The 25,295-nt window shown below is 71.7% G+C and carries 22 protein-coding genes and 1 pseudogene; 13 read left to right on the forward strand and 10 right to left on the reverse strand.

The genetic code is table 11. The features are described 5' to 3' along the window. The 5 genes from E7Z54_RS04725 to E7Z54_RS04745 all read left to right on the forward strand — a co-directional run. On the forward strand, positions 1-1,075 hold a 1,075-nt coding region (locus tag E7Z54_RS04725), incomplete at its 5' end, for a CHAT domain-containing protein (RefSeq protein ID WP_136431867.1). A gap of 109 nt (positions 1,076-1,184) precedes the next feature. Further along, the gene (locus E7Z54_RS04730) at positions 1,185-1,496 is read left to right on the forward strand and encodes a hypothetical protein (protein WP_136431868.1); all 312 of its coding nucleotides are present in this window, start codon (positions 1,185-1,187) and stop codon (positions 1,494-1,496) included. Between the two features lie 168 nt (positions 1,497-1,664). After that, a complete protein-coding gene (locus E7Z54_RS04735; protein ID WP_136431869.1) occupies positions 1,665-3,590 on the forward strand; it encodes an anthranilate synthase family protein in 1,926 nt (641 codons plus the stop codon). A gap of 7 nt (positions 3,591-3,597) precedes the next feature. After that, positions 3,598-4,173, forward strand: a complete 576-nt coding sequence (locus tag E7Z54_RS04740; protein ID WP_136431870.1) for an anthranilate synthase component II — start codon at positions 3,598-3,600, stop codon at positions 4,171-4,173. Positions 4,174-4,199: 26 nt separating this feature from the next. Further along, positions 4,200-5,600: an anthranilate synthase component I family protein gene (locus E7Z54_RS04745; RefSeq protein WP_240769518.1), complete on the forward strand. Its 1,401-nt coding sequence runs from the start codon at positions 4,200-4,202 to the stop codon at positions 5,598-5,600. Here E7Z54_RS04745 and E7Z54_RS04750 read toward each other — a convergent pair. Both E7Z54_RS04750 and E7Z54_RS24335 read right to left on the reverse strand, forming a co-directional pair. Next, positions 5,590-6,210, reverse strand: a complete 621-nt coding sequence (locus tag E7Z54_RS04750) for an ArgP/LysG family DNA-binding transcriptional regulator (protein ID WP_206056013.1) — start codon at positions 6,208-6,210, stop codon at positions 5,590-5,592. The genes E7Z54_RS04745 and E7Z54_RS04750 overlap by 11 nt on opposite strands. A gap of 148 nt (positions 6,211-6,358) precedes the next feature. Continuing rightward, positions 6,359-6,484: pseudogene (locus E7Z54_RS24335) on the reverse strand (LysR family transcriptional regulator); the annotation flags it as partial. A gap of 80 nt (positions 6,485-6,564) precedes the next feature. On the opposite strand from E7Z54_RS24335, the gene E7Z54_RS04755 reads away from it, so the two are divergent. After that, positions 6,565-7,194 carry a LysE/ArgO family amino acid transporter gene (locus tag E7Z54_RS04755; RefSeq protein ID WP_136431871.1) on the forward strand — a complete coding sequence of 210 codons (630 nt, stop codon included), beginning with the start codon at positions 6,565-6,567 and terminating at the stop codon, positions 7,192-7,194. An 82-nt stretch (positions 7,195-7,276) separates the two neighbouring features. Continuing rightward, the gene (locus E7Z54_RS04760; RefSeq protein WP_136431872.1) at positions 7,277-8,128 is read left to right on the forward strand and encodes a hypothetical protein; all 852 of its coding nucleotides are present in this window, start codon (positions 7,277-7,279) and stop codon (positions 8,126-8,128) included. A gap of 10 nt (positions 8,129-8,138) precedes the next feature. On the opposite strand, the gene E7Z54_RS04765 is transcribed toward E7Z54_RS04760, so the two are convergent. From E7Z54_RS04765 to E7Z54_RS04785, 5 genes are all read right to left on the reverse strand, one after another. Beyond that, entirely contained in the window at positions 8,139-8,768 is a 630-nt protein-coding gene (locus E7Z54_RS04765) for a hypothetical protein (protein WP_136431873.1), read from the reverse strand. Further along, positions 8,761-10,176 carry a sensor histidine kinase gene (locus E7Z54_RS04770; protein ID WP_136431874.1) on the reverse strand — a complete coding sequence of 472 codons (1,416 nt, stop codon included), beginning with the start codon at positions 10,174-10,176 and terminating at the stop codon, positions 8,761-8,763. The genes E7Z54_RS04765 and E7Z54_RS04770 overlap by 8 nt, the downstream gene beginning before the upstream one ends. After that, on the reverse strand, positions 10,173-10,880 hold the full coding sequence (locus tag E7Z54_RS04775; protein ID WP_136431875.1) for a response regulator transcription factor: 708 nt from the start codon (positions 10,878-10,880) through the stop codon (positions 10,173-10,175). The genes E7Z54_RS04770 and E7Z54_RS04775 overlap by 4 nt, the downstream gene beginning before the upstream one ends. A 77-nt stretch (positions 10,881-10,957) precedes the next feature. Next, positions 10,958-11,824 carry a fructosamine kinase family protein gene (locus E7Z54_RS04780; protein ID WP_136431876.1) on the reverse strand — a complete coding sequence of 289 codons (867 nt, stop codon included), beginning with the start codon at positions 11,822-11,824 and terminating at the stop codon, positions 10,958-10,960. A gap of 28 nt (positions 11,825-11,852) precedes the next feature. After that, the gene (locus E7Z54_RS04785) at positions 11,853-12,254 is read right to left on the reverse strand and encodes a phage holin family protein (RefSeq protein WP_136431877.1); all 402 of its coding nucleotides are present in this window, start codon (positions 12,252-12,254) and stop codon (positions 11,853-11,855) included. Between the two features lie 102 nt (positions 12,255-12,356). On the opposite strand from E7Z54_RS04785, the gene nhaA reads away from it, so the two are divergent. Continuing rightward, positions 12,357-13,751, forward strand: coding sequence for a Na+/H+ antiporter NhaA (gene nhaA / locus E7Z54_RS04790; RefSeq protein WP_206056014.1), 1,395 nt, complete (start codon positions 12,357-12,359; stop codon positions 13,749-13,751). Positions 13,752-13,885: 134 nt separating this feature from the next. Here the strand turns inward: nhaA and acs are convergent, their stop codons facing one another. The 3 genes from acs to E7Z54_RS04805 form a co-directional block, all read right to left on the reverse strand. Further along, a complete protein-coding gene (acs, locus tag E7Z54_RS04795; protein ID WP_378527039.1) occupies positions 13,886-15,856 on the reverse strand; it encodes an acetate--CoA ligase in 1,971 nt (656 codons plus the stop codon). A 207-nt stretch (positions 15,857-16,063) separates the two neighbouring features. After that, positions 16,064-17,773: a sodium:solute symporter family protein gene (locus tag E7Z54_RS04800; protein ID WP_136431879.1), complete on the reverse strand. Its 1,710-nt coding sequence runs from the start codon at positions 17,771-17,773 to the stop codon at positions 16,064-16,066. Next, positions 17,770-18,048 carry a DUF4212 domain-containing protein gene (locus tag E7Z54_RS04805; protein ID WP_136431880.1) on the reverse strand — a complete coding sequence of 93 codons (279 nt, stop codon included), beginning with the start codon at positions 18,046-18,048 and terminating at the stop codon, positions 17,770-17,772. The genes E7Z54_RS04800 and E7Z54_RS04805 overlap by 4 nt, the downstream gene beginning before the upstream one ends. 312 nt (positions 18,049-18,360) lie before the next feature. On the opposite strand from E7Z54_RS04805, the gene E7Z54_RS04810 reads away from it, so the two are divergent. The 5 genes from E7Z54_RS04810 to E7Z54_RS04830 all read left to right on the forward strand — a co-directional run. Continuing rightward, positions 18,361-18,774 carry a hypothetical protein gene (locus tag E7Z54_RS04810; RefSeq protein ID WP_136431881.1) on the forward strand — a complete coding sequence of 138 codons (414 nt, stop codon included), beginning with the start codon at positions 18,361-18,363 and terminating at the stop codon, positions 18,772-18,774. 123 nt (positions 18,775-18,897) lie between these two features. Then, a complete protein-coding gene (locus tag E7Z54_RS04815) occupies positions 18,898-20,352 on the forward strand; it encodes a pyridoxal phosphate-dependent decarboxylase family protein (protein WP_206056015.1) in 1,455 nt (484 codons plus the stop codon). Next, entirely contained in the window at positions 20,349-21,752 is a 1,404-nt protein-coding gene (locus tag E7Z54_RS04820) for a lysine N(6)-hydroxylase/L-ornithine N(5)-oxygenase family protein (protein WP_136431882.1), read from the forward strand. The genes E7Z54_RS04815 and E7Z54_RS04820 overlap by 4 nt, the downstream gene beginning before the upstream one ends. Beyond that, complete coding sequence (locus tag E7Z54_RS04825) at positions 21,749-24,031, forward strand: GNAT family N-acetyltransferase (RefSeq protein WP_136431883.1); 2,283 nt, start codon at positions 21,749-21,751, stop codon at positions 24,029-24,031. Before E7Z54_RS04820 ends, E7Z54_RS04825 begins: the two co-directional genes overlap by 4 nt. Beyond that, a partial coding sequence (locus E7Z54_RS04830; RefSeq protein WP_136431884.1) for a penicillin acylase family protein occupies positions 24,028-25,295 on the forward strand: 1,268 nt, incomplete at its 3' end. The genes E7Z54_RS04825 and E7Z54_RS04830, both read left to right, overlap by 4 nt.

Genomic DNA, 25,295 nt, shown 5'->3' on the forward strand with positions numbered 1-25,295 from the left:
GGCGCGCCAGGCCGGCGAGCCGACCGAGGGGCTCGAGCGGGAGCGCGTGCGCCTGGAGCGGGCGGTCCGCTCCGAGCACCACACGTTGTCGGCGTCGACGGCCCAGCAGCAGCGACCGCCAGCCGTCGAGGAGATCGTCGACACCGTCGGTGACGGCTGCCTGGTCGAGCTGGTCGACGTCGACGGCCGCCTCCACGTCCTGGTCGTCCACGACGGCAAGGTCCGGCATCGCGTTGCCGGCACCACAAGCGACGTCGGCGACCTGCTCGGCCCGGCGGCGATGCTGCTGCGCCGCGCGTCCCGCGGCCGCCCGACGTCCACCGCCGACGTCGGCAGTCGGCTCCAGGCAGCGATCCTCGGGGACGCGGCCCGGCTGATCCCGGACGGTCCGGTGGTCCTTGCGCCGACCGCCCGCCTGCACGGTCTCGCCTGGTCGCTGCTCCCGATGCTCCACGACCGGCCCTTCACCGTGGTCCCGAGCGCCGGCCAGTGGCTGCGCGCGCGGAACACCGCTCGGTCGAAGGGGCACCGCACGGTCCTGGTCGCCGGTCCCGGTCTCCACACCGGCGGCGCCGAGGTCCCGGTCCTGGCTCGGCGCCACGCGGACGCCGTACTCCTGGAGCAGGCGGACGCGACCGTCGAGAACGTGCTGCGGCACCTCGACGGCGCCGACCTCGCCCACGTCGCAGCCCACGGCCGGTTCCGCGCCGACAGCCCGCTGTTCTCAGCGCTCGACCTGGCCGACGGACCGCTGACCGTCCACGACCTCGAGCGACTGCGGACCGCGCCGTACCGGGTCGTCCTGTCGGCCTGTGAGTCCGGCGTCCTCGCACCGGTGGGGGCGGAGGAGCTGCTCGGCCTCACCGCCGCGCTCCTGTCCATCGGCACGGTCGGTCTCGTCAGCAGCGTCGGAGAGGTCAACGACGCGGCCACCGCCGACCTGATGGTCGGCGTCCACGACGCACTCGCGCGCGGTCTCGACCCGGCGACCGCGCTCTACGAGGCCCGCCAGGAGGCCGCGGACGACTCGGTCTCCGCCGGCACGGCTGCCGCCTTCGTCGCCCTCGGCGTCTGACCGGGGTACGACCGACACGGACACCCGATCGTCCGCTACGACGGAGTCAGGGGGTACAACAACAACCCGGGCGCGGGGTACGTCGACCAGCCCGACGAAGGGATGAGCAGTGAACAAGCAGCTACAGCTCGAGAACACGGTGGTCCTCGCCGGGGTCCAGGCCCTCATCGGCGCGATCACGCCGTCCATGGCGGCGATCTCCGTCGAGGTCGACGCCGAGCACGAGACCGCCGTCCTCCACGTGGCACTACGGCACCCCGACAACACCATCACGACCCTGCTGGAGGAGGTCGCCGATGACATCAACCAGTACTCCGAGGACGCCGTGTCCGTCACCGTGAACCCGTGGGTGGGCGAGGACTGGACCGCCGTTTGGCCGGGCCGGCACCACCGGATGCTCTACGCCGCGTTCAGCCGGTGACCTCCGTGGACCCGCTCGGCGACCCCGAGCAGCGAGCCGCGTTCATCGAGCAGGCCGAGCTGATGGTGGCCGCCGCGGAGTCGGATTCCGGCCCCACCCGGTGACCCCCGTGGTCCGAGCGACGGATCACGGTGAGCCGTCCTGCCCCTCGACGCCTAGGCTTTCGCCATGACTGACACCGCCCTCACCGCCCGGGAAGCCATCGCGGCCGTCCAGGGGCACGGGGCGTGGGCGATCATCCGGCGCTCGACCCGGGCAGGCGACCGCGACACCGTGGGCGTGCTGGGCGGCAGGCGCTGGGTCGCGGACTCGATCCTGGACATCCCGCTCGAGCAGGGCGTGCCGGAGCCGGGGAGGACGTGCGACCGGCTGGTCGCCGTACCCTTCCGTCAGGTCGCGGAGCGCGGGTTCGAGGCGCACGACGACGGCACGCCGCTGGTCGTCGTCGACGTCGAGGAGGAGCACGAGTTCTCCGTCTCCGACGTGGTCGCGGCGATCGACGACACCGGCATCGAGTTCGCCGACCGTGGCGGTTTCGAGACCGACGACGACGAGTACGCCAAGATCGTCGCGTCGATCATCGACGAGGAGATCGGCCAGGGTGAGGGCGCCAACCTCGTCATCGGGCGCAACTACCGCGCGGTGGTCGCCGACTGGTCCGCCGAGAAGGCGCTGACCGTCTACCGCCGGCTGCTGGAGCGCGAGCGCGGGGCCTACTGGACCTTCCTCTTCTTCACCGGCGACCGCTACCTCATCGGCGCGAGCCCCGAGCGCCACGTCAGCGTGCACGGCGGCGACGTCCGGATGAACCCGATCTCCGGCACCTTCCACCTGCGCCCGCCCGCCGGCGACGACCGCGGCACCGAGGCGCGGCTTCGTGAGTTCCTGCGCGACGAGAAGGAGATCTACGAGCTCTTCATGGTCGTCGACGAGGAGCTCAAGATGATGTGCGACATCTGCACCGAGGGCGGCCAGGTGCTCGGGCCGTTCCTCAAGCCGATGACCCACCTGGTCCACACCGAGTACCTCCTCGCCGGCCGGACCACCCGCGACGTGCGGGAGGTGCTTCGCGACACGATGTACGCCGCCACAGTGACCGGCTCCCCGGTGGAGAACGCGTGCCGGCTGATCAGGCAGTACGAGGCCGAGGGTCGTGGCTACTACGGCGCCGCGCTCGCGCTGTTCGGCCGCGACGGTGCCGGCGAGCCGGTCGTCGACAGCCCGATCGTGATCCGTACCGCCGACGTCGATCTGGACGGCCGGCTGAGGGTGACCGCCGGCGCGACCCTGGTCCGCGACTCCGACCCGGCGTACGAGGTGGCCGAGACCCACGCGAAGGCCGGCGGCATCCTGTCCGCCTTCGGCCTGGTGCCCCCGGCACCCACGCCGACCGCCGACGTCACCGCGCTGGTCGCCGACGAGGAGGTGCTGATCGCGCTCAACAGCCGCAACAGCCGGCTCTCCGGGTTCTGGCTCGCCGACCAGGCGGGGACCCCACCGGACCCGCGCCTCGCGGGCAAGACCGCTGTCATCCTCGACGGCGAGGACGACTTCGTGAACATGCTGCGTCACATGCTGGCGCGGATGGGCATGTCCAGCGCCGTCGTCCGGCATGCCGACTACGCGGGCTACGGCGACCTCGAGGGCTACGACCTGGTCATCGTCGGCCCCGGCCCAGGTGACCCACGCGACGACGCCGACCCCAAGATGGCGAAGCTGCGGGCGGCCGTGGCCTCACTGCTGGCGGACGAGCGACCGTTCCTCGCCGTGTGCCTGGGCCACCAGGCGCTGTGCCACCAGCTCGGGATCCCGCTCGCCTACAAGGACATCGTCTTCCAGGGCACGCAGGCAGACGTGGTGCTCGGCGGTCGTCCCGAGAAGGTCGGGTTCTACAACACGTTCGTGGGTCGGCCGGATGCGGACACCGAGCTGCCCGCGGGCGTCACGATCGACACCGACCCCGAGAGCAACGACGTGCACGCGCTGGCCGGCCCGCACTACCGCGGCGTCCAGTTCCACGCGGAGTCGATCCTCACCGAGCGCGGCTTCGACGTCGTGCACGACCTGGTCTCCGCCGTACTCCTGCCGAAGTGAACTCCTGATGCGTGCGCCGGACGTCGTGGTGGTCGACCACCACGACTCCTACACGTGGAACCTGGTCCACCTGATCGCCGGCGTGACCGGTGCCCTGCCGACCGTCGTGCAGCACGACGACGTCGACCCGGACGACGTGCTGCGGCACGAGTACGTCGTCCTCTCGCCGGGCCCCGGTCACCCGGGCGAGGTGCGGGACTTCGCCGTCGGGCGGGAGGTGCTGCTGGCCGGCAGCCGGCCGGTGCTCGGCGTCTGCCTCGGCATGCAGGGCATGGTGACGACGTACGGCGGCGTGGTGGACCGGGTGCCTCCCGGGCACGGGATCACCGCCACCGTCAGCCACGACGGCGAGGGCCTCTTCGCCGGTGTCCCGGATCCGTTCAGCGCGATCCGCTACCACTCCCTGGCCGCGCTCGAGCTGCCCGACGTGCTGCGGGCGACCGCGGTCGACGAGGAGTCCGGCCTGACCATGGCGGTCGCGCACCTGCGGCTGCCGGTCATGGGTGTGCAGTTCCACCCGGAGTCGATCCTCACCGAGCACGGCGCGCGGCTTGTCCGCAACTTCCTCGCCGCTGCCCGCTGACCCGGCGGCATGGGAGGCTGGTCGCCGTGGTGACCCAGGGGGATCCGGCTGAGGCCTTCGCACACGTCCAGGCTCGGCACGCCCGCTGCGTGTGGCTCGACGGCGGCGGCGCCCGCGCCTGGTCCCGCCGGCGGTCCCTCATCGGCTGGCTCGAGGACGACGACGTCTCGATCTCCTACGACGCCACCCGCCGCGAGGTCACCCGCCACGCCGGCGGGCGCTCCGTCGTCGTCGGCGACGACCCGTTCGTGGTCCTCGAGCGCGAGCTCGACGCCGGCCACCCCACCGACCAGTGGTTCGGCTACTTCGGCTACGCCGCCCGCCCCGACCTCCCCGCAGCCGCCGACCCCGACCTCCCCGACGCCGTCTGGCTCCGCCCCACCCACATCCGCGAGTACGACCACCCCGCCCTCACCGCGGCCACCCCGCCCGACCGGCCGAGCGGCGTATCCAGCGAGGTCGAGGGCCAGGCGGGTTTGACGGGAGCATCCGAAGGGCCGCCCCGGCCCATGTCTGAGGTGCGCTCTGCCTACCCGATCAGGGCCGGGGCGGACTTCGGCTCTGCGACCGGCGGGCCCGCCTGGCCCTCGACACCGCTCGACACGCCGGAGGGCGTACCCGACGACTACGCGAAAGCCTTCGCAACCGTCCAGCAGCACCTCCACGCCGGCAACTCCTACGAGGTCAACCTCACCTACCGCACCCGCGCGACCAGCCCCGTCGACCCCCTCGACGCCTACCTCCGGCTCCGCGCGATCAACCCGGCGCCGTACGCCGGCTTCCTCCAGCACGACGTGGGCGGTGCCCGCGCCTGGCTGCTGAGCTCCTCGCCCGAGCGCTACGCGCTGGTCACCGACGACCGGATCCTCGAGACCAAGCCGATCAAGGGCACCACCCTTCGGGGCAGCACCCCGGAGGAGGACGCGGCCGCCCGCGACCACCTCGCGGGGGACCCGAAGTTCCGCTCGGAGAACCTGATGATCGTCGACCTGCTCCGCAACGACCTGGCGATGGTGTGCGACGTGGGCACGGTCGAGGTGCCGGTGCTGATGGAGGTCGAGCCGTACGCGTCGGTGCACCAGCTCGTCTCGACCGTCCGCGGCCGGCTGCGCGAGGGCGTGACCACGGTCGGCGCGCTTCGTGCGCTGTTCCCCGCCGGCTCGATGACCGGAGCGCCGAAGCTGCGGACAATGGAGATCATCGCGGAGGTCGAGGGGACGCCCCGGGGTGCCTACAGCGGCGCCTTCGGCTGGATCTCGGGCGACGGCCGGGCCGACCTCGGCGTGATCATCCGGACCCTGGTCTCCGACGGGACGGGCTACGTCCTGGGCACCGGCGGTGGGATCACGGTCGCCAGCGACCTGGTCGAGGAGTACGACGAGACCCGGTGGAAGGCCGCCCGGCTGCTGCAGGCGATCAGTCGCTGACCGTGCGCGCCCGCCTCGCGCGCAGGGACCGGGCTGCGGCCTCGCGCACGGCGACGCTGAGGGTGTCGAGGGCAGGGCTCTCGAGGCGCCAGCGCTGCCAGTACAGCGCCACACCGAGGGTCGTCGACCCGGGAAGCCGAACCAGCTCGCCGGTCGCGGTGCACGGGCCGAACTGGGGCTCGGGGATCGCCGCCCAGCCGAGGCCCAGGCGCACGGCCTCGAGGAAGTCGGCCGAGCTGGGCACCCGGTGGACCACGGGCGGCCGGCCGACGCCGTGCGCGGCGAGGACGCGGTCCTGGAGCCGGTCCTTCTCGTTGAACACCACGGTCGGCGCGGCCGACCAGTCCATGCCCCTGCCGCGTCGGTGCCGGTCGACCAGCCCCGGCGCCGCTGCGGGGACGTAGCGCAGGGTGCCGAGCGGCTCGACCGAGCAGCCCTGGACCGGCTGCGGCTCGCTGGTGACGGCGGCCAGCACCTCGCCGCGGCGGAGCAGGTCGTGCGACAGTGTCTCGTCCTCCACGAAGAGCCGCAGCGCGGTCGCCGGCCCCTCGGCGACCGAGGTGAGGACCGGCCGGAACCAGGTCGCCAGCGAGTCTGCGTTGACGGCCACCGCGAGCTCCAGCACCGCCGTGCTGCCCAGCTCGCGCGGTCTCCGTCGCCAGCAGGCGGAGCTGCCGCCCCAGCCGCAGCAGCGGCGCTCCGGCCGCGGTGATCTCCGTCGGAGACGTCCGCCGGACGAGCACCTGCCCGGCCGACCGCTCGAGCGCCCGGACCCGCTGGCTGATTGCGCTCGGCGTCACGTGCAGGCGTGCGGCGGCCGCGTCGAACGAGCCCTCCTCGGCGATCACGAGCAGGGTCTCCAGCTGGGCGGGGTCGAGGTGCACCGGACGCAGTTAAGCACAACTTCAGTGTCTGAAGAATCATTCGCTGGGCTTCAGTACCGGGAGGACGTAGCGTCCCTCGGGTGCTCACCTCGACGCTCGCCGGGTTCCTGACCGGGGGATCACTCATCGTCGCCATCGGCGCGCAGAACGCCTACGTCCTTCGGCAGGGGCTCGCCCGGCACCACGTCGCGGCCGTCGTGGCGGTCTGCGCCCTCTCCGACGTCGTGCTCATCGCGGCCGGGGTCAGCGGCATCGGAGCGATCGTGGACCGCGCGGGGTGGGTCGTCGACGTCGTCCGCTGGCTGGGTGTCGCCTTCCTGCTGTGGTACGCCGCCGGCTCGCTGCGGCGGGCGTTCCGAGCGGAGGCCCTCCACGCGGGCGGAGCGGCGGCAGCACGCGCGGAGGGGCGTCGTACGGTCGTCGGCCGAGCGGTGGCCCTCACCTGGCTCAACCCGCACGTCTACCTCGACACCGTCCTGCTGATCGGGTCCATCGCGGCGACGCACGACACCCATGCCAGCGACGTGCTGGACGGACGGTGGTGGTTCGCGATCGGCGCGGCGCTGGCCAGCGTCGCGTGGTTCAGCGGACTGGGCTTCGGCGCACGGGTGCTCGGCCCGGTGTTCTCGCGCCCGCGCAGCTGGCAGGTGCTGGAGGCCCTGATCGCGGCGACGATGATCCTGATCGCTGTCAAGCTCGCTCGCGGTTGAGGCAGTCGGGGTGCTGCCGGTGCTCCATGGAACCGCCCGACCGGTCCTTACGTCTACGTGTCACCACGACACGAGGAGCCAGATGCGCACGACGACCCTGCGGGGGATGACAGCGGTGACGGTCGCGACCGCGGTGACGGCCGTGCTCGTGGGCGGGTGCGGGAGTGCTACCGACGTGGCCTCGGAGGGGCCGTCGCAGCTCCCGACCGCGGCCGAGCCCTACGACGGTCCCCTGTACGTGCCGGACGCCCGGTACGGAGCGGCGGGCGAGGTGGTCGAATGCCGGCACCGGCCGGGATCGGGCCGGTTCCACACCGGCGAGGTGTACGGCGAGGGCGCGACCAGCGACAGCCCGGACGGGGCCGTGAGGACCGCGATGTCCGAGGGCCTCTTCCTGGACCTGCCCGACCTGCCGCTCAGGGTCGCCGCGGCCGAGGACGGCCGGGTCCTCTTCACCCACGTCGGCGATGGCCGCACCACGGCCGCACTGGTGGTCCGGGACGGCCACGCCACGGAGGGCGCGGGTGGCGACGGCTGGTACCTGGAGTCGTCCGCGATCTGTGACCTCTCGGAGTTTCCCCCGGAGCTGGCCGAGAGCCATTTCGGCACCGAGATCTGGACCGGGCCGGACGGCCAGCCGGTCCTGACGACGAGGGTCGTCTCCCAACCCGGGCCGGAGCACTGCGACTGGCAGTCGATGACCTTCCTCTCGGTCGGACGGGACCGGACCTACGTCCGTGACCCGCTGCCGGATCTCCGGGAATGGCTGGACGCCGAGTACGTCGCCTCGATGCCGCTCCCGGAGGACGCGGTCGACACCGGCTTCAGCCGCGAGGACGACCGACTGTGGCTGTCCCCGGGCGGGGACCGTGCCTACGTGGGCCGGCCCGCCGACGTCGAGGCCTGGCCCCGAACCGATCTGGCCTGCGCGTGAGGGTCTTCGGTCAGCCGGCGCTCGGTGTCTGCTCCCCGGCGCGCGCCGCGTCTGCGTGGGCCGAGAGTCGGGCGAGCGTGGCCTCGGTGGCGCGCACGACCCGCGCCTCGTCGTACGGCGCGGGGTCGACGACGTTGACCACCTCGTAGAGGTCGCCGTTCTGGACGAAGCCGGTGACGTAGAGCTGCTTCTTCTCGACCGCGACCACGATGCGGGCGGCGTCGGCGCCCTTGATGGTCGGCGTGCGCACGTCGGCGTCCGGCGCCTGTCCCATGGCGTGCCAGAACTCCTCGAGGCTGCCGCGGAAGAGCTGGTAGTTGGCGGTGACCACCGGCTGTCCGCTCTCCTTCGCAGGGGCGAACCGGCATTCGGGAGCCTGGGGAGTGCCGTCGTGCTCGGTGGTCGTGGCGCCGAAGTGCTTCTCGACGAAGCTCGCGTCGAGCGCGTCGCAAGGGTTCCAGAGCGCGGGCGGCTCGGTCGGCAGCTCCGGTTTGGCGCCGACCTCGTCCTCGCCGCACGCGGTCAGCACCAGAGCGGGCAGGACGGCGGCGGCCGCCCATCGCGTACGACGAACCGTGCCCCTTCGCGGCGTACACCGCGCCCCTTCGCGGCGCACACCGCGCCCCTTCGCGTCAGGCATGCGCGCTCTCCCGTCCCGGGATCCGCAGCACCAGCCGGGCGCCGCCACTGGCGTTGTCGGTCGCCTCGACCGAGCCGGAGTGGCGCTCGGCGACCTGGCGGACGATGGCCAGGCCCAGCCCGGAACCGGGCATGGTGCGGGCGTCGGGGGAGCGCCAGAACCGGTCGAAGATCCGGGCCCGGTGCGCCTCGGCGATGCCCGGCCCCTGGTCGTCGACGGTCAGCACCCCGTCGCTCAGTCGCACTGTCACCTGTCCTCCTTCAGGACTCCACTTCGCGGCGTTGTCGAGCAGGTTGGTCACCGCGCGCTCGAGCTCAACCGCCTCACCCACCACCCACCATGGTCGCGTGAACACCTCGAAGGTCAGCCCCGGGGCCCGGCGCCGGACCCGCTGCACGGCGTGGTCGACCACCTCGGCCAGGTCGACCCGCTCCACCTGCACCGGCATCGGCTCGTCGCGGGCGAGCTCGGTGAGGTCGCCGATCAGCGTGGTCAGCTCCTCGATCTGGGCCTGCACGTCGTCGAGCAGCTCGGCCCGGGCCTCGGGCGGCAGGCTGGCGAGCGCGGGGTCGTTGCGAGCGCTCATCGTGAGCAGGTCGATGTTGGTGCGCAGCGCCGTCAGCGGTGTGCGCAGCTCGTGGCTCGCGTCGGCGACGAGCTGCCGCTGGCGGGTGCGGGAGGCGTCCAGCGCGGTCAGCATGTGGTTGAACGCCGTGGCCAGGCGCGCCACCTCGTCCCCGCCCTCCACCGGAAGCGGTGTCAGGTCCTCCGTGCGCGCGATGTCCTCCACGGCGTCGGTCAGGCGCCGTACCGGCCGCAGGCCGTTGCTCGCGACCGCCCAACCGGCGAGCGCCGCCGCGAGCACACCGAAGATCCCGAAGGCCACCGTCACCCACCCCAGTCTGGACAGGGTCCGGTCCTGATCCTCCAACGGCTGGGCGATGATCAGGGCGATTCCGCGCTGCTGCGTCGGCACCGCGACGACCCGGTAGCGGTGACCCGCGATCGTGAGCGTGCGCAGGCTGTAGTCGGCTCGTCCCTGCGCCACCCGCAGCTCCGGACCACCGAGCTCGATCGACGGCCCGCGATCCAGGATCACCGGCGTGCCCTCGAAGTCGAGGAAGGCGATCCGCACGTCCGCGGCACCCAGCGCCCACGGCGGGATGCCCGCCGACGACGCCTCGAGCAGGGTGTTGGAGCGGGCCGCCTTGTTGGCGCGGTCGAGGAGGGAGTCGTCGAGCGCGTTCTGCATCTGCACCCGGGCGGTGATGTACGCGCCGAAGGCCACCAGCGCCACGGACAGGCCCACCGCGATCGTGGTCAGCAGGATCACCCTGCTGGCGAGCGAGCGCCGGTAGTGCCAGCGGCCGCCGGAGCCGGGGCCGACCGCGAGCCCCCAGACGCTCATCCTTCCTTCAGGACATAGCCGATGCCGCGCACCGTGTGGATCAGTCGCGGCTCACCTTCCGCCTCGGTCTTGCGACGCAGGTACCCCACGTAGACCTCGAGAGAGTTCGCCGTCGTCGGGAAGTCGTAGCCCCACACCTCCTCGAGGATGAAGCTGCGGTCCAGCACGCGCCGCGGCCGCCGCAGGAACATCTCCAGGAGCGTGAACTCCGTGCGGGTCAGCTCGATCAGCCGGGCGCCACGGGTCACCTCGCGGGTGGTGACGTTCATCGTCAAATCGGAGAAGGAGAGCACCTCCTCGTCCGCCCCGTCGACCACCGGCGCGATCCGCCGCAGCAGCGCCCGGAGCCGGGCCAGCAGCTCGTCCAACGCGAACGGCTTGGTGAGGTAGTCGTCCGCGCCCGCATCGAGGCCCTCGACCCGGTCGCCCACGGCGTCGCGTGCGGTGAGCACCAGGATCGGCACGTCGTTGCCGGCCGACCGCAGCGCGCGGGTCGCCTCGAGCCCGTCGAGCTTCGGCATCATCACGTCCATCACGACGACGTCGGGCGCCACCGCGCCGATCCCAGCCAGGGCCTCCGCGCCGTCGCCGGCCAGGTGGACGTCGTACCCGTTGAACTCCAGGGACCTGCGCAGCGACTCACGCACCGCGCGGTCGTCGTCGACGACGAGAACCCGGGGAGTGTTGCTGGAGCGGTTCGGCACGTTCCCATGATGGCCGATCGCCCTGAGCGGCGGCTGAGAGATCACCAGTCCGCCCGAGGCCCCCGGGCGCTGCAAACCTACAGATACCGCTGCGCGAGCCGGGCCGCCCGGGCGCCGTACGCGCCACCGAAGAGGCAGGCGTGCACCAGCAGCGGGAACAGCTGGTGGAACGCCAGGCGCTCCTCCCATCCCTCGGCGAGCGGCGCGACCTCCTCGTAGGCGGCCATCACCTGCGGCAGCTGGGGCAGCCCGAACAGCGCCAGCATCGCGAGGTCGACCTCGCGGTGCCCGCCGTACGCCGCCGGGTCGATGAGCACCGCACGGTTGTCGTTGGTCCACAGCACGTTGCCGTTCCAGAGGTCGCCGTGCAGCCGGGACGGCGGCTCGTCAGGGACGATCTCCGCGGTCCTCGCGGCGGCCGCCTCCACGGCGCCGGCCTCCTCGGCCGACATGATCTGCTTGTCCCTGAGCACCTTGAGGTACGGCGCGATCCGCCGCTCCGCCCAGAACTCGGCCCACGTGCCGAGCGGCCGGTTCGGCAGCGGCAGCCGGCCGACGTACCCATCGGCATCGCTGCCGTACGACGCCGCGCCGGCGCTGTGCGTCACCGCCAGCGCGCGCCCGAGACCGCCTGCGGCCTCGGGCCCCGGGCGGCCGGTCTCCACCCAGCTGAGGATCAGGCAGTCCCCGTCCACGGCCAGCACCTCGGGCACCGGGACGCCGCCGGCGTCCTGGGCCTCCGCCAGCCATCGCAGGCCTGCCGCCTCCCTCTCGAAGAAGTGCGGCGGCGCGCCGGTCAGCGTCTTGAGGAGCGCCGTGCGGCCACTGGACAGGCGGAGCTTCACCGCGGTGCAGATGTCACCGCCGGCGACGGGCGCGGTGGCGACCACCGCCGATCCGAGCAGCTGCTCGGCCCGGCCGGCGACCACGGGCTGCCTCGCCATGTCCGCCCGCTCCCTCAGCCGCTCCGAATCAGGCCTGTCCCTTGAGTGCGCGCGGGATCTCGCGGCCCTGTTCGATCGCTCGCTCGGGCGCCTTGACCCGCTTGAAGCTCCTGATGCCGAGAAGTGCCATCAGCAGTGCGATCAGAAACCAGAACCCCGCGACGATCAGGAACGCCCAGTGCAGGGCGAGGCCGTCGCCGTTCCAGTGGATGAAGTGCGCGGCGGCCACCGACAGGATGATCACGAACAGGACGAGGAGGAACGCCGCGGCGGCGAGGTACACCGCGCCCATGCCGCCGGCAGTCACGCTGACCTTCAGCTCCGCCTTGGCCAGCTGGATCTCCTTGCGCAGGAGCGTGGAGAAGTCGGACTGCGCGTCCTTGATGAGGCGCCCGATGGTCGGCTCTTCGCGGAGCGGTTCGATGGCCATGCAGCCGACCTTACCGATATCGGTAGGATCAGCGTCAGGTGAGCCGGGAAGTCTGGTCGGCGCTCGTTCGCCCCTGCCCGCTGACCTCACCGGAGGACCTTCGTGCCCGCACCCACCCCGCCCGGACGCTCCTCCGACCTGTGGCGTCAAGGCCCGGTCTGGACGGCGAGCGACAAGCCGCTGGCGAAGTTCGTCGCGCGTCCGCTACGGGACTTCCTCCACGTCGAGTCGTCCGGCTCGATCCTGCTGCTCGGGGCGACGATCGTCGCCCTGCTCTGGGTCAACCTGCCCTTCGACGGCTGGGCGGCGGCCTACGACCGCGTCTGGCACACCGACATCGCGCTGCACATCGGCGACTTCCACATCGAGGAGTCGCTGCAGCACTGGGTCAACGACGGCCTGATGGCCATCTTCTTCTTCGTGGTCGGCCTCGAGATCAAGTACGAGCTGGTGCACGGCGACCTGCGGGACCCGCGCACCGCCGCGCTGCCGATCATCGCCGCGTTCGGCGGCATGGTGGTGCCGGCGGCGTTCTACCTCGTGATCGCCGGCGGCGGCGACACCGGATCCGGGTGGGGCATCCCGATGGCGACCGACATCGCCTTCGCGGTCGGCGTGCTCGGACTGCTCGGGCGCCGGATCCCGTCCACCGCCCGGCTCTTCATGCTGACCCTGGCGATCGTGGACGACATCGGGGCGATCGTGGTGATCGCGGTGTTCTACACCGCCGACCTCGCCCTGGAGTGGCTGGCCCTGGCGGTCGGCCTGCTGGTGCTGATGGCGGCGCTGCGGATCATCCGCGTGTGGTCGATCCCCGTCTACGCCGTGCTCGGCGTCGCCACCTGGTTCGCCATGCTCCAGTCCGGCGTGCACGCGACCCTCGCCGGCGTGGCGATCGGCCTCCTCACCCCGGCCGTCGCGCTGCTCCGGCCCGCGGTCGCCAAGGAGTACGCCCTCGACGCGCTCCGGGACCACGACCTGGACGCCGAGGAGCTGCACAGGATGCGCTTCCTGCTGGCCGAGTCGGTCCCGGTCGTGGAGCGGCTGCAGAGCCGGCTCCACCCGGTGTCGTCGTACGTCGTGCTGCCGATCTTCGCGCTCGCGAACGCCGGCGTGCACCTCGGTGGCGGCGTGCTCGGCGAGGCCCTCACCTCGACCGTGGCGCTCGGCATCGGCGTCGGCCTGGTCCTGGGCAAGCCGGTCGGGATCGCGCTTGCCTGCTTCCTCGCCGTCCGCCTCGGTCTCAGCCGGCTCCCGGCCGGCATGTCGTGGTCGCAGGTGGTCGGCGTCGGCGCCGTCGCCGGCATCGGCTTCACGGTCTCCCTGTTCATCGCCGGCCTGTCCTTCCCCGGCGACCAGGCGCTCACCGACGACGCGAAGGTCGGCATCCTGGTGGCGTCGGTGATGGCCGCGGTCGTCGGTGTGATCGTGCTGCTGCTGGCGAGGGGCACGGAGGGTGCCGAGGAGGTCGCTTCATCAAGGGATGCAGACGAGTAGTCACTTCCCGTGCCGTACACGCGCTGGGAAGTGCGGGTTCGGCTGCATACCTTGGTAAACCGACGCGCGGAAGCGACGTACGGCGCCGCACTCAACCGCCGTACGGCGCCGCCGCGCTCAGTCTCCCGACGCGCTCAGTCCTCGGTGGACGTAGCCTGGCCCGCCGAGATCAGGTCCATGATCGAGCTGTCGGCCAGCGTGGTGGTGTCGCCGACCTCGCGCTTCTCGGCGACGTCGCGCAGCAGTCGCCGCATGATCTTGCCCGAGCGGGTCTTGGGGAGCTCGGGCACGATCATGATCTGCCGGGGCTTGGCGATCGGGCCGATCTCCTTGCGGACGTGGTCGGAGAGCTCCTTGGCGATACCCTCCCCGCCATCACCGGCCTCCTCGCGGAGGATGACGTAGGCGACCGGAGCCTGGCCGGTGTCGGGGTCGGACGCACCGACCACCGCGGCCTCGGCGACCTTGGGGTGGGAGACCAGGGCCGACTCGATCTCCGTGGTGGAGAGCCGGTGCCCGGACACGTTCATCACGTCGTCGACCCGGCCGAGGACCCAGATGTCGCCATCGTCGTCTTTCTTGGCTCCGTCGCCGGCGAAGTAGTAGCCCTGCTTCTCGAACCGCTTCCAGTAGGTGTCCTTGAACCGCTCGTCGTCACCCCAGATGGTCCGCAGCATCGAGGGCCAGGGGGAGGTGACGACCAGGTAGCCGCCGGAGCCGTTCGGCACCGGGTTGCCCTCGTCGTCGACCACCTCGGCCTCGATGCCCGGGATCGGTGTCATCGCCGAGCCGGGCTTGCCGGCCGTGACGCCGGGCAGCGGGCTGATCATGATGGACCCGGTCTCGGTCTGCCACCAGGTGTCGACCACCGGGGTGCGGTCCCCGCCGATGACGTGGCGGTACCAGACGTAGGCCTCGGGGTTGATCGGCTCGCCGACCGAGCCGAGGATCCGCAGCGAGGACATGTCGAAGGTGTCGGGCACGTCGTGGCCCTGCTTCATGAACGACCGGATCGCGGTGGGCGCGGTATAGAAGATCGTGACGCCGTACTGCTCGATGATCTTCCACCAGCGGCCGCGCTCGGGGTGGTCGGGCGTGCCCTCGTAGAGCACCTGCGTGGCGCCGTTGGCCAGCGGCCCGTAGACGATGTAGCTGTGGCCGGTGACCCAGCCGATGTCGGCGGTGCACCAGTAGACGTCGGTCTCCGGCTTCAGGTCGAACACCGCGTGGTGGGTGTACGAGGAGCCGACGAGGTAGCCGCCGGTGGTGTGCAGGATGCCCTTCGGCTTGCCGGTCGTGCCGGAGGTGTACATGACGTAGAGCGGGTGCTCGCTGTCGAACGCCTCGGGCGTGTGCTCCTCGGACGCCGAGTCCACGACGTCGTGCCACCAGACGTCGACGCTGTCGTCCCAGTCGACCTCCTGGTTCGTACGACGGACCACGAGCACCTTCTCGACCACGTCGGTCTTGCTGCGGGCCTCGTCCACCGCCGGCTTCAGGGCGGAGGCTGCGCCGCGGCGGTAGCCGCCGTCGGCCGTGACGACCACCTTGGCCTGGCAGTCGTCGAGCCGTGAGGCCAGTGCGTCGGCGGAGAACCCGCCGAACACCACCGTGTGCGGGGCGCCGATCCGGGCGCAGGCCAGCATCGCGACCACCGCCTCGGGGATCATCGGCATGTAGATGGCGACCCGGTCCCCCTTGGCGACGCCGAGGTCGGTCAGCGCGTTGGCCGCCTTGGACACCTCGCGCTGGAGGTCGGCGTAGGTGAGGTCGCGGGTGTCACCCTCCGGCTCGCCCACCCAGTGGATGGCGACCTTGTCGCCGCGTCCGGCCTCGACGTGCCGGTCCACGCAGTTGTAGGCCGCGTTGAGCGTGCCGCCGACGAACCACGTGGCGAACGGCGGGTTGGTCCAGTCGAGGACCTGGTCCCACTTCGTGGCCCAGGTGAGGCGCTCGGCCTGCTCGGCCCAGAACCCCTCGCGGTCGGCGGCCGCCGCCTCGTAGGCGTCCGCCTTGAGGTTCGCGTTCGCCGCGAGGTCGGCCGGCGGCTCGAAGCGGCGGTCCTCCCGCGACAGGTTCGCCAGGGTCTCCTCGATGTCAGTCACGACATGTCCTTCCGACGTCATTGCTGCGGGTGGGGTGCCACGGCTCACACTAGGCCGCGACCCCACCCCGCACTCAAGGGCTTGAAACGGGGTTGCCGAACGCGACGGCAGGTGACCCGGGATCGGACGTCTACCTCGGCGCCGTGGCCAAGCACAGCGCCGAGGTAGAGGTCGTCACGCGGAGCTACCCGCCGACCGAGGTCCGGATCAGATCTCGCCGGCTGCGTGCTTGGCGACGAGGTCGGTCTTGCCGGGGTACCGGACCTCCTCGACCAGGTGCTGCATGATCTGCGACGGCTTCTCCGTGAACTGCGAGACCACGATCGTGACCACGAAGTTCAAGACCATGCCGATCGCACCGAACCCGACCGGTGCGATGTCGAGGATCGGGTCCTTGCCGAGGAAGAACGGCGCGGACTCGGTCGGCAGGGTCCACACGAAGTACGCCATGGTGATGCCGATGCCGACGGCCATCCCGGCTGCCGCACCTGCCGCGGTGCACTTCTTCCAGAAGATGCCGAGCACCAGGACCGGGAAGAAGCTGGCTGCTCCCAGACCGAAGGCGAGGGCGACGACCTGGCCCGCGAACCCGGGAGGGTTGATGCCGAGCCATCCGGCGACGAGCACCGCCACGACCATGGACAGCCGGGCCACCAGCAGCTGCTGCTTCTCGGTCGCCCGGGGGTTGATCCGCTTGTGGAAGACGTCGTTGGCCACCGACGAGGAGATCACCAGCAGCAACCCCGAGGCGGTCGACAGCGCCGCCGCCAGTGCACCGGCTGCGACCAGCCCCACGATCGGAGCCGGCAGGCCCGCGATCTCGGGCGAGGCGAGGACCAGGATGTCGTTGTTGATCAGCACCTCGTTGCCGCTGCCCCCGGCGAAGTCGATCGCTCCGTTGCCGTTGAGGTCGGTGACCGCGCCGCCGTCGAGGCCGGTGATCAGGCCGGCGTCGGCCCAGGTGTCGAACCAGCGCTGGTCAGCCAGGGACCCGTTCCTGGACTCGTCGAGGATGTTGAACTTCGAGAAGGCCGCGACGGTCGGAGCCGTGGTGTAGAGCAGTGCGATGAAGAACAGCGCCCACAGCGCCGAGTAACGCGCCGCCCGCACACTCTTGGCCGTGTAGAACCGCACGATCACGTGCGGCAGGCCCGCGGTGCCGAACATCAGCGTCGCGGTCAGCAGGAACATGTTGAGCTGGCCGCTGCCGGTGAGTGCGGCGGTGTACTCGGCGAAGCCGAGCTCGGCCTGCAGGGCCTCGAGCTCGTCGAGGATCTGCCCGAAGCCGATCTGCGGCAGGGGGATGTCGGTGAGCTTGGTCGAGATGGCGACCGCCGGGATCAGGTAGGCCACGATCAGAACCGAGTACTGGCAGACCTGTGTCCAGGTGATGCCCTTCATCCCGCCCAGGACGGCGTAGAAGAGGACGATGGCCATCCCGATCATCACGCCATAGGTGGTGTCCACCGAGAGGAACCGGCTGAACACCACGCCGACGCCCGCCATCTGGCCGACGACGTACGTCAGCGAGACGACGATCGCGCACACCACCGCGATCAGTCGGGCTGTCTCGTTGTAGCGATCACCCACGAAGTCCGGCACGGTGTACTTGCCGAACTTGCGGAGGTAGGGCGCGAGCAGCATCGCCAGCAGCACGTATCCGCCGGTCCAGCCCATCAGGTACGCCGACCCGGAGTAGCCGTTGTAGGCGAGCGCGATGAGGCCGGCCATCGAGATGAACGATGCGGCACTCATCCAGTCCGCGGCGATCGCGGCGCCGTTGGCCGGTGCCGGGATGCCGCCACCGGCGACGTAGAAGCCGGAGGTGTCCGACACCCGGCTCGCGTAGGCGACATAGATGTAGACGCCGAAGGTGAGGACGACGAAGACGAGCGTCCAGGTCTGGATATCGGTCACGAGTGGTGCACCTCTTCCTCGTACTCGTCGATGCCGTACCTGGCGTCGAGCTTGTCCATCCGCCATACGTAGACGGCGATCAACGCCAGGAAGACCAAGATCGAGCCCTGGTTGGCGAACCAGAAGCCGAGCGGGAACCCGGCGATCTCGACGTTGTTCAGCAGGTCGGCGAAGAAGATCCCGGCGCCGAAGGACACGAGCGCCCAGATGGCGAGCAGCACCGCCATCAGTCTCAGGTTGTGGCGCCAGTACTCCCGGCGCGTCTGTTCATCCATGGTCTGCTCCGATCGGTGTCAGCAAGCGAGCGTGGCCGTGACGTCATGGCCGCCACAGATGAGGCAAGCAATCGAGCGAGGGTCGGGTCAAGGCGAGAATGTGGCTTCGGTCACACCGTGCGCCGAGCGGTGTGGAGTGCTCGGCGAGCGGCGCTCGGGCCGGCTCTCTGCGGTCGATCCGGCCTGGGCCGACCGCTCGTCGTTCGGAACCGACCGTTCGTCGCGTTCCGCGGGCCGTCGAGGATCGGTGAACGGCGGAAGCGAGGCATGGAGGCCGTGCGTGAAGCCGATCACGGCGGCTACCGTCGGGTCATGGCCCTTCGCGGACTCGCAGGCAAGTCGACCCGGACCACCGCCGCCCGCGTCCCGGCCCATCCCGGCCGCAAGCGGCTCGGGCTGGCAGTGGCGATGGTGATGTTCGGCTCGTTCCTGCCCTGGGTCCACACGGCGCTCGGGAATCTCCCGGGCGCGAGCGGTCCTGGGGTGTGGACGTTCTACGCGGCAATGCTCGGGCTGGCCGGCGCGTTGCTCCCGCTGCGCCGGGTGGCGGCCGTGCAGGCGAGCATCCTCGCGGCGGCAGCCGTCGTCCTTCCGAGCTGGCAGCTGTGGAGGATCGTGAGCACCGTGGGCTTCGGCGGCTGGATGCCCGGCCCCGGGATGGTCCTCGTTCTCGGCGGCGGCGTGCTTGCCGGCGTCGCTGCGGTCCAGCTGCTGCGCCAGCCCTGAACCCGCTCCCACGGCGTTGAGCCGGCCGGTCGATGTGGCCCACCCCACAGGGGCCGCTGGTGACACCCAGATCCTGCTCTGGTTAGGTAAGGCTTACCTTCCTCGGATCAGGAGACCTTCGCCGTGCCCCAGCTTCCCCTGCACCACGTATTCCACCCCACCCACGCCGAGCACTACGCGGCGGCCATCGGTGGCGGACTCGAGCACCTCCTCGGACGGCTCCGCGACGTCACCGGGCCCGCGACCGGCGCCCGTCCGGAGGACGCCGCCGCCCGGGTGGCCGCCGTGGACCTCGAGACGCCGCTCGGCAGCCTGGACGAGGTCCTCGAGGAGATGTCACGGCTGTGGCTCGACGACGCCGTGTGGTTCCACGAGCCGACCTACGCCGCGCACCTGAACTGCCCGGTCGTGGTCCCCGCGCTGCTGGCCGAGCTGTTCGTCGCCGCGGTCAACAGCTCGCTGGACACCTTCGACCAGAGCGTCGGTGGCACGTTCATCGAGCGGCGGCTGGTCGAGTGGACCGCGGCCCGGATCGGCTTCGGCGAACAGGCCGACGGCATCTTCACCAGCGGCGGCAGCCAGTCCAACCTGCACGCCCTGCTGCTCGCCCGCGGCCGCCACGAGCGGGTCCCGCCCGACCGGCTGCGGATCCTCGCCTCCGCCGAGGCGCACTTCTCCGTGCAGAAGTCCGCCCGCCTGCTGGGCCTCGGCGAGGAGTCCGTCGTGAGCGTCCCGACCGACGCCCGCCACCGGATGGACCCCGCCGCGCTCGAGCGCTCCCTGGCCGCGTGCACCGCGCTCGGCCTCCGCCCGATGGCGATCGTCGCCACCGCGGGGACGACCGACTTCGGCGCGATCGACCCGCTGCCGGCCATCGCGGACCTGGCCCGGGCCTACGACGCCTGGCTCCACGTCGATGCGGCGTACGGCGGCGGGCTGCTCGTCTCGCCGCGGCGCCGGTCGCTGCTCGGTGGGATCGACCGGGCGGACTCGGTCACCGTCGACTTCCACAAGACCTTCTTCCAGCCGGTGTCGTCCAGCGCCATCATCGTGCGCGACCGGGCGTCCCTCCGACCGTCGACCTGGTACGCGGACTACCTCAACCCCCGCGACGCGACCAGCCCCAACCAGGTGGACAAGAGCCTCCAGACCACACGGCGCTTCGACGCGCTCAAGCTCTGGCTCACGCTGCGCACCATGGGCGCCGACCTCCTCGGCCAGTACGTCGACGCCGTGATCGACCTGGCCGCCGACGTCCACGCCGTGCTGCGGGACGCCCCGGACCTCCAGTTCGCCGCCGCGCCGGAGCTGAGCACCCTGGTGTTCCGCTACCTGCCGACCGATGTGGTGCTCGACGAGCCGGCGCTCGCCGCGCTGAACAACAGCATCCGAGCCGCCCTCTACGAGTCCGGCGCCGCCATGGTGGCGGCGACGAAGGTGGACGGCGTGCAGCACCTGAAGGTGACCCTGCTCAACCCGATGGCGACCACCGCCGACATCGTCGGCGTGCTCGACCTGGTCCGCGCCACCGGCGCACGCCTGGCCGGCGAGCACGCGCCGCTGGAGGTCACCCGATGAGCATCCCGCCCGTCCACGACTTCGTGGGGATCGGGCTCGGTCCGTTCAACCTCGGCCTGGCCTGCCTAACGGACCCGCTGCGCGAGTCCGACGGCGTCTCGGGGGTCTTCCTCGAGGCCCGCGACCGCTTCGACTGGCACCCCGGGATGCTGCTCGACGACGCCACCCTGCAGGTGCCGTTCCTCGCCGACCTGGTCACCATGGCCGACCCCACGTCCCGGTGGTCCTTCCTCAGCTACCTCAAGCAGACCGGCAACCTCTACCCCTTCTACATCCGGGAGAGCTTCTACCCGCTCCGCCGGGAGTACGACGACTACTGCCGATGGGCCGCCGAGCGGCTCGACTCGGTCCGGTTCGGCCAGCAGGTGAGGTCGGTCGAGCACGACGGGTCGTCGTACCTCGTCCGCACCGGCACCGGCGAGGCCTTCCGTGGCCGCCGGGTGGTGCTGGGCATCGGCACCTCGCCGTCGGTGCCGGCGCCGCTGCGGTCGCTCCTCGACCCGCTGGTCGAGGAGGTCGCGCAACGCCCGTCCACAGACCGAGGGCTGGTCACGCACTCGGCCGACTACCTCGAGCACAAGGCCGCCCTGCAGCGGCAGGCCACGATCACCGTCGTCGGGAGCGGGCAGAGTGCGGCGGAGATCTACCACGACCTGCTGGTCGAGGCGCCTGATCACGGCTACGAGCTGACCTGGCTCACGCGCAGCCCGCGGTTCTTCCCGATGGAGTACACCAAGCTCACCCTCGAGATGACCTCGCCCGAGTACGGTGCCTACCACCACGCGCTGCCGCTGGAGACCCGCGAGCGGCTCGCGCGCGAGCAGCGGCACCTGTACAAGGGGATCAGCAGCGAGCTGGTCGACGCGATCTTCGACCTGCACTACCGCCAGCGGGTGACCGGGGTCGGGCCGCGCACCACCCTGGTCACCAACACCGAGGTCCGCGCGGCCCGCCGCGACGGCGGGGCGGTCGAGCTCGACCTGACCCACCTCGAGACCGGCGAGGAGTTCGGCCTGCGCACCGAAGGCTTGGTGCTCGCCACCGGCTACGCCCCGACCGCCCCCACCTTCCTCGAGGGCGTGCGTGACCGGATCCGGCTTGACGCCCGTGGACGGTACGACGTCGCGGCCGACTACTCCGTCGATGTGTCCGGCGGAGAGATCTTCGTGCAGAACGCCGAGGAGCACACCCACTCGCTCCTGGCGCCCGACCTCGGCATGGGCGCCTACCGCAACTCGGTGATCATCGCGGCGATGCTCGGTCGGGAGGTCTATCCGGTGGAGAAGCGGATCGCCGTGCAGACCTTCGGGGTGCCGGACCACCTGCGACGGGCGCCCGGGTCCCGTGACGGTCGCTGCGCGACCTCCCCGACCTCCCGGCTCGCGGAGGTCGTCCGATGATCACCATCGAGCCGCTCGACCTCGACCGCGACCTGGCGCTCCTCCACGCGTGGGTCACCCACCCGCGCTCGGTGTTCTGGATGATGCAGGACGCCGCACCGGACGACGTGCGCGAGGAGTACGCCCGGATCCTCGCCGACCCCCATCACGACGCGCGGCTGGGACTCGTCGACGGCCGGCCGTCGTTCCTCGTCGAGACCTACGACCCATGGCACTCCGCGCTCGGCGGCCTGCCGGAGCTCCAGCCCGGCGACGTGGGGATGCACGTCCTGGTCGCCCCGCCCGACCGCGACCCGGAGCCGGGGTTCACGACCCGAGTCTTCGGTGCGGTGCTGGCCCACTGCTTCGAGGACCCGGCGGTCCGACGCGTCGTCGTCGAGCCCGACGTGCGCAACGCCGCGATCCGCGCGAAGAACGTCGCGGCCGGCTTCACCGAGCTGCGGGAGGTGCCGGTGCCGGGCAAGACCGCGATGCTGTCGGTCTGCACCCGCGAGGCCTGGGAGACGGCGCTCGGGATCCGCGACAGCGCCCACCTGGCGCCGGCGCTCCTCGACCGCGCGCAGCGACACCTGGTGGCCAAGGCGCTCGGCGAGTACGCCCACGAGAGACTGGTCGCGCCGGAGCCGGTGCCGGGCGGCCACGACCGCTGGCGCCTCGCGGCCGGCCCGTCGTCGTACGTCTTCACGGCGCGGGTGCACGAGCTCGAGCACTGGGTGGTGGAGCCGGCGTCCGTCGAGCGCACGGTCGACGGCGTCGCGGTCGCCCCCGACGCCCAGGACCTGATCGTGGAGCTGGCGCCCTGCCTGGGCATCCCGGACCAGCTGCTGCCGACCTACCTGGAGGAGGTCGCGTCGACGCTCGCCGCCGCGGCCTGGAAGCTGCGGCACCGACGGATCCCGGTCGCCGACCTGGTCGACGCGAACTATCAGCAGATCGAGGCGGCGATGACCGAGGGCCACCCGGCGTTCGTGGCCAACAACGGGCGGATCGGCTACGGCCTCGACGACTACCAGGCGTTCGCTCCCGAGGCCGGCCGTGACGTCCGGCTGCACTGGGTCGCGGCCCGGCGCGCGCACACCCGGCTGTCCCTCGGCGTCGGCGTCACCGAGCAGGAGCTGTACGACGCCGAGCTGGCCGGCCCGGTCGGGGACCGGTTCCGGGCGCGACTGCGCGGTCTGGGCCTCGACCCGGCCGACTACCTGTTCGTGCCGGTCCACCCGTGGCAGTGGCGCAACAAGCTCGCCATCACCTTCGCACCCGACCTGGCGCGCCGCGACCTGGTGCACCTCGGCGAGGGTGCCGACGAGCACCGGCCGCAGCAGTCGATCCGCACCTTCTTCAACACCAGCCGACCCGACCGGCACTATGTGAAGACGGCGCTGGCGATCCAGAACATGGGCTTCGTCCGGGGCCTCTCGCCGGCCTACATGGAGGCGACCCCCGCCATCAACGACTGGGTGGCGTCGACCGTGAGCGCCGACGCCGAGCTGCGCGAGTGCGGGTTCGAGGTGCTGCGCGAGCTCGCGGCGATCGGCTACACCGGCGACGCCTTCCACCGGATGGCCGGCCCGTCGCCGTACCGGAAGATGATCGCCGGCCTGTGGCGCGAGAGCCCGGTGCCCCGGGTCGCCGAGGACGAGCAGCTGACCACGATGGCGGCGCTGCTGCACCGCGACGCCGACGGCGACGCGCTGGTGACCGCGTGGATCAAGGCGTCACCGGTGGACGCGGCGACCTGGGTCCGGGCCTACCTGCGCGCGTATCTGCGGCCCCTGGTCCACTGCCTCCACGCCTACGACCTCGCGTTCATGCCGCACGGCGAGAACCTGGTGCTGCGGCTCCGGGACCACGTGCCGACCGGCGCGTTCATGAAGGACATCGGCGAGGAGGTGGCAGTGATGGGCGACCACCCGCTGCCACCGGAGGTGGAGCGGATCCGCGGTTCCTTCCCTGAGGACGTGAAGGCGCTGGCCGTCCACACCGACGTCTTCGACGGCGTGCTGCGGTTCGTCGCCGCGATCCTCGCCGAGGACGGCGTGCTCTCCGGGGCGGAGTTCTGGTCGCTGGTGCGGGAGACGATCGAGGAACACGCCGCCGACCACCCCGAGCTCGCCGAGGCGGCCGCCCGGTACGACCTGCTGCGGCCCGCGTTCCGGCACAGCTGCCTCAACCGGCTGCAGCTGCGCAACACCCTGCAGATGGTCGACCTGACCGGCCAGGCGGAGTCGCTGATCTTCGCGGGCACGATGCGCAACCCGGCCGCCGGGGACGTGGAGTGAGCCTCACCCGGGACCGGTGGGGGATCCCGCACATCCGTGCGGGCTCGCTCCTCCAGGTGGTCCACGAGCAGGGCCGGGTGACCGCGGCCGACCGCGCCTGGCAGCTCGAGGTCGAGCGGCGGCGCGCCGAGGGCACCTGTGCGGAGGTCTTCGGACCGGCGGCGCGCGAGTGGGACGTGCTCGCCCGGCGGGCGCTGCTCGTGGACATCGCGCGACGTGCCTATGCGCGGCTCACCGCGTCGACCCGCGACGTCGTCGACGCCTACGTCGCGGGCGTCAACGAGACGCTCGCGACGGCGCGGATGCCGGAGGAGGTGCCGGACCTGCGGCCGCAGCCCTGGCACCCGTGGACCCCGCTCGCGGTCTTCGCCGTCCAACACCTGCTCTTCTCGTCCTTCCCCAGCAAGCTCTGGCGGCACCACCTCGCGGCCTCGGCCGGCGAGGAGTGGCTCGACCTGTTCCGCCTGGAGAGCCTGCCCGGCGGCAGCAACGCGTTCGTCGTCGACGGCTCGCTCACGACCAGCGGGCTGCCGGTCCTCGCCGGCGACCCGCACCGGGTGCTCGAGGCGCCCGGCTGCTACGCCCAGGTGCGGCTGGTGTGCACCGACCCCGACGACCCGTTCGACGTCGCCGGCCTCAGCTTCGTCGGCGTTCCCGGCATCCAGCACTTCGGGCACGCCGGCTCGGTCGCCTGGGGGGTGACCAACGCCGTCGCCGACGACGAGGACGTGTACGACGAGCAGCTGGCCCGCCACGCGGAAGGGGTGGTGACGCTCGGCGGCACCGGCTGGGAGCCGGTCGCCCGCCGGGAGGAGCTGCTGCGGGTCCGGACCGGAGCCGACTCCTTCGTCGCCGAGCCGCTCGAGGTGCTGGTCACCGACCGCGGCCCGGTCGTCGTCGGCGGACCGGACGACGCCCGCGCCTTCAGCCTGCGCACGCCCTGCTACGTCCTCGGAGATCTCGGGTTCGAGGCCCTGCCCGCGCTGCTGCGAGCCCGGACCGCCGAGGACGTGACGACGGCGTTCGGTCACTGGGTCGGGCCGGTCGACAACCTGCTGGTCGCCGACTCCGGCGGTCACGTCGAGCACCGCGTCGTCGGCCGGGTGCCGCAGCGTGACCCCGACCGCCGTGCGGCCCTGCAGCGCCTCCCCGGCCGTGGTCGTGACGGGCACGGGTGGACCGGCTGGGTCGACGACCTGCCGCGACGGACCGGCGCCGTGCTGGTCACGGCCAACGACCGCGCCAGCCGCGAGCACGACCGGGT

It is taken from the genome of Nocardioides sp. (assembly GCF_004803405.1).
Classification (GTDB): Bacteria; Actinomycetota; Actinomycetes; order Propionibacteriales; family Nocardioidaceae; genus Nocardioides; species Nocardioides vastitatis.

Bases quoted from the DNA above. Each gene is read 5' to 3' on its own strand.
- E7Z54_RS04780 (WP_136431876.1), bottom strand. From the start codon at position 11,824: ATGGCGAGGCAGCCCGTGGTCGCCGGCCGGGCCGAGCAGCTGCTCGGA.
- E7Z54_RS04805 (WP_136431880.1), bottom strand. From the start codon at position 18,048: ATGGATGAACAGACGCGCCGGGAGTACTGGCGCCACAACCTGAGACTG.
- E7Z54_RS04765 (WP_136431873.1), bottom strand. From the start codon at position 8,768: ATGCCTGACGCGAAGGGGCGCGGTGTGCGCCGCGAAGGGGCGCGGTGT.
- E7Z54_RS04825 (WP_136431883.1), top strand. From the start codon at position 21,749: ATGATCACCATCGAGCCGCTCGACCTCGACCGCGACCTGGCGCTCCTC.
- E7Z54_RS04810 (WP_136431881.1), top strand. From the start codon at position 18,361: ATGGCCCTTCGCGGACTCGCAGGCAAGTCGACCCGGACCACCGCCGCC.
- E7Z54_RS04785 (WP_136431877.1), bottom strand. From the start codon at position 12,254: ATGGCCATCGAACCGCTCCGCGAAGAGCCGACCATCGGGCGCCTCATC.
- E7Z54_RS04760 (WP_136431872.1), top strand. From the start codon at position 7,277: ATGCGCACGACGACCCTGCGGGGGATGACAGCGGTGACGGTCGCGACC.
- E7Z54_RS04770 (WP_136431874.1), bottom strand. From the start codon at position 10,176: ATGAGCGTCTGGGGGCTCGCGGTCGGCCCCGGCTCCGGCGGCCGCTGG.
- E7Z54_RS04740 (WP_136431870.1), top strand. From the start codon at position 3,598: ATGCGTGCGCCGGACGTCGTGGTGGTCGACCACCACGACTCCTACACG.
- E7Z54_RS04735 (WP_136431869.1), top strand. From the start codon at position 1,665: ATGACTGACACCGCCCTCACCGCCCGGGAAGCCATCGCGGCCGTCCAG.
- E7Z54_RS04820 (WP_136431882.1), top strand. From the start codon at position 20,349: ATGAGCATCCCGCCCGTCCACGACTTCGTGGGGATCGGGCTCGGTCCG.